Raw genomic sequence first — 10,831 nt, 5'->3', positions numbered from 1 at the left:
CATATTCATTAATGATAATTTATTGGTAAAGGTAAAATAAATGAAGAATGTTAATTCTCGTTGCGAAAATATACCAGATTTCATTACTGTAATCTCGGATGGTAAATTAACAGCTAATTCAGATCCCTTTGCTGAAATTGCTTTCGTAGAACTAGGAGTCACTCCGAATGCTCTGAATGCTTTCGTCAACATTCTTGGTTGGGAGATAAGAGCTTTTGCTGAGGCTATAGGTACAAAAGAGAGAAAATTAAGACTTAATATGGAGCATAGATTAGATAAACAAGTAAGTGAAAATTTAATGGAAATTGCGAAATTATGTGCTTTCGGGACTTCATACTTTGATAGCATAGATATTTGGAATCAATGGTTGAATACACCTCATATTCAATTTAATAGCCATAAACCATATTCAGTTATTCATACAATTCGTGGTCGTGAATTGATAAAAAGTGCTATTACTAAGCTGCGTTATGGCTTTACAGCATAAACGAATTTTATCTTCTCAAAAGCAGTAACCTTTCATATTAGACCTACTCCTTCCTTGATGTAACCTTTTGTCAATTCTATATTTTCATTACAACTTATTGTAAAAATATAATTGTTCATAGTGTTTGATAGCTAATCTATTAAAATTAATGTATCGATTTCATAAGCAAATTGTGTTCAGATATTTTATAAATCTATTGTTAAGTAATTTATTTACTTGAAAGAAGAAAATAAAACATCATGTGAAGCTTCACATGTATCATGTGCATATAACAGGGAGAAGATTTAAAGATGCCATCAAAAGCACTTGAGGGTCTAGTTATTACTTCTGGGTGGAAAATAGGTAAAATGATAAATACTACATCCGGTAGTAGTGGTAATTTTTGTACCCGGTATACAGCTATTTCGCCAGAAGGAAAAATTGGTTCTCTAAAAGCAATTGAAATTAGGCGCAATTAGACTAGCCAAAAAACATAATGTCTTAGAAGTTTGCTAGTTAATGAAGTGAGCAATTAAATTGGTAATTACAAACGTTATAAGTTAAGTACGCACTTTTGGTGCATACTTAACTTTAGTTCAGAAACACGTGCCCATCTTTCTTAAATCAATGCATCAGAACTGTTTGCTAGCTACAGTCAGTATTGGTTTTAAGTCTTTTAATACCACATAACGGTTCAAGTCTGGGAGGGGCCACCATTTTCTTACTGTAAAAATCCAAAATTAAAGCTTACAGCTGTTTTTATAGCTGCGTTCCACCTCTTTTTAATCCTTAAAATTCAATGAAATAAAATTATTTTTAAGTTTTTAAAAATATTTTGTCAGGTTTTCTGTGTTTGTCTCGTCTATAGCTGCAAATGACACGAAGTTGTTCTATTCGGTGGTAGTAATAGGCAGTGTCTTGTGTATCTATTTTTTACGAAAAGGACAAACTCATGACGACTACAACATCAACTGTGAATACGCTAAAACTTGATTCAACGAATGCACCATTTAGTGATGCGGCTCTTTGGTTAAAAGAAGGGTGGGGGTTATTTAAAAAAGCACCGTTTAAACTTTTTTTACTTATGACGCTGTTCGCCATTTTGCCTGGTTTAGTGCAGCTATTGCCTGCACCTACAGGTTTAACCGTATCTAAATGGTTAGCGCCTATGTTAATGGCAACGGTGTGGCCTTTGTTGTTTAACCTGAATAATCAGCAAGGTTTTTCATTTAAGCATAATGCAACATGGGCGAAGTGGGGGCGAGTTGCCGTGTGGTCGGTTGTTGGTATTTTACTGGCGCTGGTGCAATTTGCAGTAGGGAGTACTTTGATTGGTAGTGAGCAGTTATCGGCATTATTGTCTGGTCAGTTTGTTGATGTTGAACGCTGGCGCGTTGGGGTCATGTTTGTATCAATTGTTCCTGTAAATATGTTGCTTATGTTTGTGGTTCCTCTATTACTTTTAAACAATGCTTCGCTTAGTGCAGCTGTTAAAGAGAGCATTACAACGGCACTAAAGGTGATTAAACCATTAAGCATGCTTTGTTTGATTAATATGCTTGTTACCTTTGCTGCCCCTTATAATCTTTTACCTATGTTGTTGGTAGGGCCGGTGTTAGCATGTACCTACTTTTGTGCCTATACTCGTTTGTTTAAATAATAATAAAAACATGGAAGTACAGTGAAAACTGATGTTCAAATAAACACATTGCTGAATGAATACGCGCCGCTGTTGGCGCGTGTTGCTGCAACCTACGAGATCAATCAAGCGCTACAAGATGAGCTAGTTCAAGAGATGTCGTTGGCTGTTTGGCGCGCTTTTGAAAGTAATGACTCATCACCCGATGTTGCCTTTCGGGGCGATGCCAGTATAAAAACCTATATTGCCCGAATAGCTCACAATAAAGCGGTTGATCATGTGATAAAAGAGCAAAACCGCAAAGAGGTGGCAAGCTCTGAAAGTATTGATTACACCCAAGCCTTAAGTGCGCATAAATCACCAGACGACAGTTTAGATTTAATGGCTGCCCTTCGTAAATTAACGCTGAAATATAGGCAGGTGCTTGCTTTGCAGCTTGAAGGGTTTAATCAAAGTGAGATAGCTCAAACGCTGGGGCTGTCTGAGGACGCGGTTGCTAAACGTTCAAGTAGAGCAAGGCAACAACTTGCGAGCCTAATGGAGTAAATAAAGTGGATAAATTCGAAGCAGATGATCAATTAGCTAAGTGGCAGCAGGCATTTGTGCAAGCAACGCCGAAAGTGGATAGTGCAGCGTTAATAGCACAAACGCAAAAGTCGCGAGCTAAGTTAAAACTAAAAGGGATAATCGACTCATTTTTAGGTGTTGTGGTAACCGTATTTTGTATTTACGCCATGTTGTTTGAGGCAAAAAATACCTATGAAACCATTATGTTTGCGCTATTAGTGCCTATTCCTTTAGGCTTTGGGATTTGGTCATACCGCTTAAGACGAAAGCTTTGGCAGGCAGAAACACTAGACGTTAATGCAATGCTTAATTTTAAAGAAAACCAGCTGAAGCACCAAGTTCATTACTGGCATGTGAGTTTTATTGGCTGCGTTGTGCTTTGGTGCGCTTTGCTTGTCGTTGCCTTGTTTAATATAGTTATGTTTAAAACATACAGCCTATGGCTCATCCAGCTGGGTATAAATGGTATTATCATGCTGGCTGTTTATGTACGCTATAAAAAACTAAAAGCACAGCTAGCTGTAGCGCTTGAGAGTATTCAAGCGATGCGCTGATGAGCGGCGTTGCTACTTGAGGTGGCCAAATTGTGTTTATAGTGTGGAAGTATTGTGCTTATACAATAAAGATGCCTCCCGACCTATAGTAGAGCGCCCTGTAACTGGCTAAAAATACACCTATGTCAATACTGAGATATAGGGAGTATTTATGACACATGTTGTGAAATGTTTGCTTTTATCGATCATTATGCTGAGCTTAGTTGCCTGTGGTGACAGTGGCTCAGACAATCAAGAAACGGTGAATTCGGCGCCTATTGCGATTGCAGGGGTCGATCAAAGTGTCGAAGCGGGCACATTGGTTACGTTAGATGGCTCATCAAGTAGTGATGAAGATGGTGACACGTTAACCTATCAATGGTCTTTTGTTAGCGTACCTTCGGACAGCTCCGCCAGTCTTGCAAATGCAACCAGCGCATCTGCTACTTTTACTACAGATGTAGTGGGGAGCTACCAAGTACAGCTTGTTGTAAGCGATGGTGAAGACACAAGTAGTGCAGATACGGTTACTATCACGGCAAGTACCACTAGCGTTGAAAATACAGCACCTGAAGCCGATGCTGGTACTGATCAAACTGTTGAAACGGGCACGCTCGTCACTTTAAATGGCGCGTCGAGTAGTGATGACGATGATGACACATTAACTTATCAATGGTCTTTTGTAAGTATGCCATCAGGCAGCGAAGCAACCCTCTCAAATGCAACGAGTGTCTCTGCTACTTTTACTGCAGATAGCGATGGCGACTATGAAGTACAGTTAATAGTGAATGATGGGGCAGAGTCGAGCAGTGCAGATACAGTGACAATTACTGCCTCATCGACAGCTGCAACTAATACCGCGCCCATAGCGGAAGCGGGCGACAGTCAAAGCGTTGAAACTGGAGCTGAGGTGACCTTAGATGGTTCATCAAGTAGCGATGAAGACGGCGATACACTTACTTATCAATGGTCATTGTTATCAACTCCGACAGACAGTGAAGCTGAATTAACGAATGCAACAACGGTATCCCCCTCATTCACAACTGATTTAGACGGTGTTTATACCATTCAATTAATCGTTAATGATGGCTCGCAAAATAGTACTGCTGATACGGTAGTTATTACAGCGACCACGAGTACATCATCTGCAGATACCATTACCATTTTAGACTACAACCCGTCAGGAGCCGCAGAAGGAGATACTGACAACACAGGTGAAGATGAAGACGACCTCGTTGAAAATGCTAGCTTTGATGGCACTGTTATCATTAGTTATGCCGATACCAGCGTGTCGGTAACAAATCCGTTTGAAGACAATGGTGTTGAGATTAGTGTTGATGGTGCTGATGTGACTGTTGTGGCAACCATCTCGGGAGTTGCGTATGACGTCGCGGGCTCGAGCACTGAGGGCTCATTAAAGATCTATAGTGATAATAAATTTAAACTGGGTTTATCATATCTTGAGCTTGTAAATAGTGATGGCCCTGCCATTAATATTCAGTCTAAAAAAACGGTGTTCGTCATTTTAGAAGGTGAGAGCTCTCTTATCGACGGTACAACGTATTCAGATATTCCTGACGATGAAGACGCTAAAGCGACCTTTTTTAGTGAAGGGCAACTGATTTTTAGTGGCTCAGGTGAGTTAACCGTGACGGCTAATTACAAGCACGGGATTGTCAGTGATGATTATATCCGTGTACGTGATGGCACTATTATTGTGACTGACGCAGTAAAAGATGCCATTCATACCAATGATTATTTTATTGCGGATGGCGGTAGTTTTACGCTTGCAGCACAAAGCGACGGTATTGATGCATCTGAGGGCTACATTATTATCAATGATGGAGTCTTTAATATTGACGTGCTAGATGATGGTATTGCTGCATCTTATGATATTAGCGAAGAAGACGAGCCGGATGAGTCAATCACTCCTAATGTAACGATTAATGGCGGCACTTTTACGATAACAACCTCAGAAGGTGAAGGAATTGAAGCGAAAAGTGAAATAACCATTAACGATGGGCAATTTGAGATCAACGCGTATGACGATGCTATAAATGCAGGCGATATGATTTATATTAATGGCGGTCAGATCTACGCGTATAGCAGTTCAAATGACTCGGTTGACTCAAATGGCGAAATTACTATCACCGGTGGTGTTCTGATAGCGATTGGTAGCAGTGCACCAGAAGCAGGGATCGATGCAGATAGCAACACGATTAAGTTCACAGGGGGCACAATTCTTGGGCTCGGTGGAACCACAAGTTTACCAAGCTCAACCGAAAGCACGCAAAATAGCATCGTGCTCGATGGGGTAGCCAAAGATAGCATTTTACATATTCGCTCAGAATCACAAGACGAAGCGCTTACTTTTTTAGTGCCTAAACAAGTTGCGACCATACTCTATTCAAGTGCTAAATTGAGCTTGTCTGCAAGCTACGATATTTATGCTGGCGGCAGTGTGAGTGACGGCGAAAGCTTTAATGGTTTGTATACTTCAGGGGAGTTCTCATTAGACGGAGCAAGTTTGTCAGAGTCATTTACTCTTACTGATGTTGTTACTCAGTTAGGAGGGCAAACTGGCCCAGGTGGTGGCGGTGGTCGAGGTGGCCCCGGCGGTTAGTGATTTATAATTAAGCCTGCATATAGTGCAGGCTTAATTTTTACTGGCATGAAATATTAATCCGCCATACCTTGGCTAAGCGCTTTTATAAAAGGAATCGCTTTAATACCAACCCGCAATAATACTTAATCATTTAGAACAACTAAATAACGAAATTTTTGCCTTGTTATCAACTAGGTTTTATTGCCTCAAAATAGACTACTTAATTAAGCGGATTGGTATAACTTGACGAGCTGTTCCTAAAACTTATATAACTTACTATTCGAATAATAATAAAGGATATAGAGATGGAAGTTTTATACAGTATTTTGTTTTGGGGATCGCCTGTCGGCTTAGGGTTGTTCTTTTTCTTATCGTGCACGGGGGCAGGGATACTTTTCTGGGGTATTGCGCAGCTTAAGAAAGCTTCATTAAATTAAAAAGCCGATGTGTGAACATCGGCCTTATAATGATTTTGACTATTTGTAACCGTTCGGGTTATTGCTTTGCCAGCGCCATGTATCTTGCATCATCTCATCGATACCACGCTCTGCTTGCCAACCAAGCTCGTTCAGCGCTTTTTCTGGAGCTGCGTAGCAAGCTGCAATATCGCCCGCTCGGCGCGGCGAAATTTGGTATGGTACAGCTTGACCGCTGGCTTTCTCAAAAGCGGTAACCATTTGTAGTACTGAGTAACCATTACCTGTGCCAAGGTTAAATACGTGCGCACCTGTATCACTTGCAATTCGGTTAAGTGCTTTTAAGTGACCTAATGCTAAATCGACGACATGGATATAGTCACGAACACCTGTACCATCTACAGTATCGTAGTCATCCCCAAATACACCTAGCTTTTCTAGCTTACCCACAGCGACTTGCGAAATATAAGGTAATAAGTTGTTAGGAATACCGTTAGGGTCTTCACCGATAAGGCCAGATTCATGAGCGCCGACAGGGTTAAAGTAACGTAAGATAACAAAGGCAAAGCGTTCATCTGATTTTGCGATATCTTGCAGCATCATTTCAACCATAAGCTTTGATGTGCCATACGGGTTAGTTGTACCGCCAACTGGGAAGTCTTCACGAATTGGCAGGCTTGCAGGGTCACCGTATACGGTTGCTGATGAGCTAAATACTAACTTAAACACGCCAGCATCACGCATAGCATCAACCAGAGTCAATGTACCTTGTACGTTGTTTTGATAATACTCGATAGGTTTTACAACCGATTCACCAACCGCTTTTAAACCAGCGAAGTGAATAACACTATCAATTGTGTGTTCACTGAAGATTTTGTCTAAGCAGGCCCTATCTAAAATGTCACCTTGATAAAACGTGACGTCTTTACCCGTGATTTGTTTTACGCGAGCCAATGACTCATTTGATGAATTGCTTAAGTTATCGAGTACAACAACGTCAGTACCTTGTTGTATTAACTCTAATACGGTGTGAGAACCGATGTATCCGGCTCCGCCGGTGACTAAAATGGTCATATAATATCCATGAACTATACCTGGTTGAATTAGCCTTATTTCATCACATTTCGGCCTAAATTACATGAATAAATTGTGACTTATAGCAATAAAGCAAAAATATGAATCGCTTGTTTTTGATTACATTTTGCACCATATTGGTTACACCTAAGTGTTTAGATATTAAGCTATAGTTAATTGTCAGCAGCTAAAATTTAATCATTAGCTATACCTGTTAAGTGGAGAAACAGATGAATACAGTAAAAAAAATTGCCTTAGCAATGATCATTGCACTACCTGCTTTTGCTCACGCAGGAGAGGCAAAAGTTAAATGGCATGACTTTAACGATTACCGCGATGTTGAACCTGGCAACAACTCACCGAAAGGTTCATTTCATAAAAATGTGGCGAAGAATTTTGAAAAACACTTTAACAAGCTTGCTGAAAAACTACCTGAAGGCTACACCTTCAATGTTGAAGTGACGGAGCTTGATCTAGCGGGTGATGTGCGTTTTGGTACGATGAATGAATTGCGCATCATCAAACCAATTTATTTCCCACGTATCGACCTAAATTATTCGATTACCGATAAAGACGGTAAAGTGATAAGCGAAGCTAATGATGTAAAGCTTAAGGACATGGGCTTCATGGATCGCATGAAAATGGGTCGCGATGAAGCCTATTACTACGACAAGCGCCTAATCACTGATTGGTTTGAAGACGAGCTACTGCCGTCGTTAAATCTGGGTGAATGATAGCTGTCAGCCGTCAGTTTAAAGTTGAACTGTGATGTTTGTGGGTCTTGTAAAAGACCTGCAACGTGGGAGGCGTTTTAACGCCGAAAACAATGCTTGGATAAGGCTGCTCCCACATGTAGGCGTGAAATTTATTTCGCGCGATAGCCTCTATTTATAATAAATAGAGGCTTCTACGTTACTTAAACGTCGCTAACAGTTGTAGTAACTGCTGCAGTTTAATAACGGTTTTTTTCAGTTTTTCTTCGTCCATACCGTCGTTGCTTAAGCTTTCTACATCAGCAGCAACATCAAGAACGTAAGGTTTAAAGCGTTTTGCTTCAAAATCAAAGCCAGCATCTTTTGCAAATAAGGCTGTGAATTTGCCATGGCCTTGCTGCTGTAAATCATCTAATTTTTTATCAGCATCAAGTGCCTGACGATAAACGATTTTTAGGTTAGCATTGAGTTGTTCAATAATTGAATCCATTTTTTTCCTAAAGCTTTAGACTGCAATGCCGATATAGTACGTGGATTGTCATAAAAAGTCAGGTAATGAACTATGAATATATCAGGATCAAGCTTACCAGCGATGAGTGGCGGTGGCGAAAGCGCAGAAGTTTACAGCGCATCGCTTGCTAAAAAACAGCAAAAGGCTGATGGTGCTGCGGCACTTGCACTTATCGAAGGCGCAGCAATGAATACCAGTGCTGCACAAACACCTGCTAAGTCGGTAACTGCGACACTAGGTAACAACGTAAACGTATACGTTTAGTTGTTAAACTAGATAGGGCGTGTTGACCCTTTATGATTAATTTTGCAGCAGTGTGTTTGGTATTTAGGCAAGGCAGGGCCTATGTAGTGTGGTTGTTCCACATAAATAGGCGATAACGCAGCATCAATGCCAAACACGCGCTGCCCTTCGGGTTCTTCCTAGGGGCGATTAACTCTTTGTTGCTCGGTTTTTACTTAGCCCACTAGGTTACAAATCTCGCGCCGCGATTAAATCGCCCCTAGAGTGAACAAATTTCAATCAACAAAGGTCAACACGCCCTTAGATCGATAGGCGTTTTACTTTTTTCGCCGCCGATCTCGCGCACCAGCTTAGGAACTAAGAACCCCGGCAATGCTGCCAGCATAGCCGTTACGATTTCCCGTGCCTGACTCTCAGCTATGTCAAAATGGCTAGCACCCTCAACTTTATCGAGTAGATGTAAGTAGTAAGGAAGTATATCTGCCTCAAACAGAGCCTCACTAAGTGCAACTTGCGACTCGACAGAATCATTCACATCTTTTAGTAACACCGCCTGATTTAATAACGTAACCCCTGCAGCTTTTAACTTTTGCATGGCCATTTTAAAGTCATCATCAATTTCGTTAGCGTGATTGATATGGTTTATAAACACTACTTTTAACGGTGATGCAGCAAAGCGTGCACATAGCTCATCGGTAATTCTTGCAGGGATCACCACAGGTAAGCGGCTGTGAATACGCATGCGTTTAATTTGCGGTAGCTGCTCTAACTCATCCATAAACCAACTAACAGCATCGTCTTTGGCCATCAATGGATCGCCACCACTTAAAATGACTTCGTTGATGTTGCTGTCGGCTTTAATGTAAGCCAGTGCGTCAATCAAGCTGCGTTTGTTTAATTGGTTTTCTTGATAAGGAAAATGGCGTCTAAAACAATAACGGCAATTTACAGCACAGCCGGTTTTAAACATCACTAAAACCCGAGAGCGATACTTGTGTAACAAACCAGGTTGGTTGTTATCTTGCTCTTTTAGAGGATCTTTGTCGTAACCTGTTTTTGCTAAAAACTCTTGGTGTCTTGGCATCACTTGCAGCAAAAGAGGGTCGTTTATGTCGCCATAACGCATTTTTTTGATAAAAGGCAGTGGCACGCGGACAGGAAAAAGACTGCGTGCTTTGAGGTCTTTTTCGTCTACTTTGCTTGATAATCCTAGCATTTCTAGCAAGCGTTCAGGACAAGTGACAACATTTGCCAATTCTTTTTGCCAGTTTTTATGCAAATTTACTTCATTTCTTTGTATCATTGACACGTAGATTACTCGAAATTATTTAGACAGAGGAAACGATGGCGAATTATAGCACCAATGAGTTCAAGGGCGGCCTAAAAATTATGTTAGACGGCGAACCTTGCAGCATCTTAGAAAATGAAATGGTAAAACCTGGTAAAGGCCAAGCGTTTAACCGTGTTCGTATTCGTAAACTAATTTCAGGCAAAGTTCTTGAGAAAACGTTTAAATCAGGCGATAGCGTTGAAGGTGCAGACGTAATGGATACAGATTTAGCGTATCTTTACACTGACGGTGAGTTCTGGCATTTCATGAACAACGAAACATTTGAGCAAATCGCTGCTGACGAAAAAGCACTTGGCGACAATGCAAAATGGTTAGTTGAAAATGACGTATGTACAATCACGCTTTGGAACGGTAACCCAATCGCAGTTACTCCACCAAACTTCGTTGAACTAGAAATCACTGAAACAGATCCAGGTCTAAAAGGTGATACAGCGGGTACGGGTGGTAAACCAGCAACATTAAGCACTGGTGCTGTTGTTCGTGTTCCTCTTTTCGTACAAATCGGCGAAGTGATCAAAGTTGATACACGTAGCGGTGAATACGTGAGCCGTGTTAAGTAATAGGCTTATATAATAGCAATTCGCAATAATACTTAATCATTTTGAGGGATTAAACCAGTCGCTAGCTGCGTTAAAAACTTCTGATTTAGAACAACTAAATAAGAGATTTTTGCCTTGCTATCAACAAGGTTTTATTGCCTCAAAATAGACCAC

11 protein-coding genes are annotated in these 10,831 nt (G+C 40.7%); 8 read left to right on the top strand and 3 right to left on the bottom strand.

The genetic code is table 11. The features are described 5' to 3' along the window. Positions 1-40: 40 nt before the first annotated feature. The 5 genes from NH153_RS08405 to NH153_RS08385 all read left to right on the top strand — a co-directional run bounded on the left by NH153_RS08405 (position 41) and on the right by NH153_RS08385 (position 5,828). Entirely contained in the window at positions 41-487 is a 447-nt protein-coding gene (locus NH153_RS08405; protein WP_063702786.1) for an antitoxin Xre/MbcA/ParS toxin-binding domain-containing protein, read from the top strand. 931 nt (positions 488-1,418) lie between these two features. Then, the gene (locus NH153_RS08400; RefSeq protein ID WP_063702784.1) at positions 1,419-2,126 is read left to right on the top strand and encodes a hypothetical protein; all 708 of its coding nucleotides are present in this window, start codon (positions 1,419-1,421) and stop codon (positions 2,124-2,126) included. A 21-nt stretch (positions 2,127-2,147) separates the two neighbouring features. Continuing rightward, positions 2,148-2,651, top strand: a complete 504-nt coding sequence (locus tag NH153_RS08395; RefSeq protein WP_063702783.1) for an RNA polymerase sigma factor — start codon at positions 2,148-2,150, stop codon at positions 2,649-2,651. Positions 2,652-2,656: 5 nt separating this feature from the next. Next, on the top strand, positions 2,657-3,226 hold the full coding sequence (locus NH153_RS08390; RefSeq protein ID WP_063702781.1) for a hypothetical protein: 570 nt from the start codon (positions 2,657-2,659) through the stop codon (positions 3,224-3,226). 151 nt (positions 3,227-3,377) lie between these two features. Next, a complete protein-coding gene (locus tag NH153_RS08385; protein ID WP_063702779.1) occupies positions 3,378-5,828 on the top strand; it encodes a carbohydrate-binding domain-containing protein in 2,451 nt (816 codons plus the stop codon). A gap of 458 nt (positions 5,829-6,286) precedes the next feature. On the opposite strand, the gene galE is transcribed toward NH153_RS08385, so the two are convergent. Beyond that, positions 6,287-7,300 (bottom strand): UDP-glucose 4-epimerase GalE, encoded by a 1,014-nt coding sequence (gene galE / locus NH153_RS08380; RefSeq protein WP_063702777.1) that lies wholly within the window; start codon positions 7,298-7,300, stop codon positions 6,287-6,289. Positions 7,301-7,530: 230 nt separating this feature from the next. Here galE and NH153_RS08375 point away from each other — a divergent pair, with 230 nt between their 5' ends. After that, positions 7,531-8,034 carry a DUF3016 domain-containing protein gene (locus NH153_RS08375; protein WP_063702775.1) on the top strand — a complete coding sequence of 168 codons (504 nt, stop codon included), beginning with the start codon at positions 7,531-7,533 and terminating at the stop codon, positions 8,032-8,034. Positions 8,035-8,212: 178 nt separating this feature from the next. On the opposite strand, the gene NH153_RS08370 is transcribed toward NH153_RS08375, so the two are convergent. Next, on the bottom strand, positions 8,213-8,503 hold the full coding sequence (locus tag NH153_RS08370; protein WP_054561134.1) for a hypothetical protein: 291 nt from the start codon (positions 8,501-8,503) through the stop codon (positions 8,213-8,215). Between the two features lie 72 nt (positions 8,504-8,575). Here NH153_RS08370 and NH153_RS08365 point away from each other — a divergent pair, with 72 nt between their 5' ends. After that, positions 8,576-8,788, top strand: a complete 213-nt coding sequence (locus NH153_RS08365) for a hypothetical protein (RefSeq protein WP_054554124.1) — start codon at positions 8,576-8,578, stop codon at positions 8,786-8,788. A gap of 268 nt (positions 8,789-9,056) precedes the next feature. On the opposite strand, the gene epmB is transcribed toward NH153_RS08365, so the two are convergent. Continuing rightward, the gene (gene epmB / locus NH153_RS08360; RefSeq protein ID WP_063702774.1) at positions 9,057-10,070 is read right to left on the bottom strand and encodes an EF-P beta-lysylation protein EpmB; all 1,014 of its coding nucleotides are present in this window, start codon (positions 10,068-10,070) and stop codon (positions 9,057-9,059) included. Positions 10,071-10,111: 41 nt separating this feature from the next. Between epmB and efp the strand changes: the two genes are divergently transcribed. Then, on the top strand, positions 10,112-10,678 hold the full coding sequence (gene efp / locus NH153_RS08355; protein WP_063702772.1) for an elongation factor P: 567 nt from the start codon (positions 10,112-10,114) through the stop codon (positions 10,676-10,678). Positions 10,679-10,831 lie beyond the last annotated feature (153 nt).

This window comes from Pseudoalteromonas gelatinilytica, from assembly GCF_001641615.1.
GTDB lineage: Bacteria > Pseudomonadota > Gammaproteobacteria > Enterobacterales > Alteromonadaceae > Pseudoalteromonas > Pseudoalteromonas gelatinilytica.
Note: the sequence above shows the minus strand (reverse complement) of the source record. Positions and strands in the feature narration are given on the sequence as shown.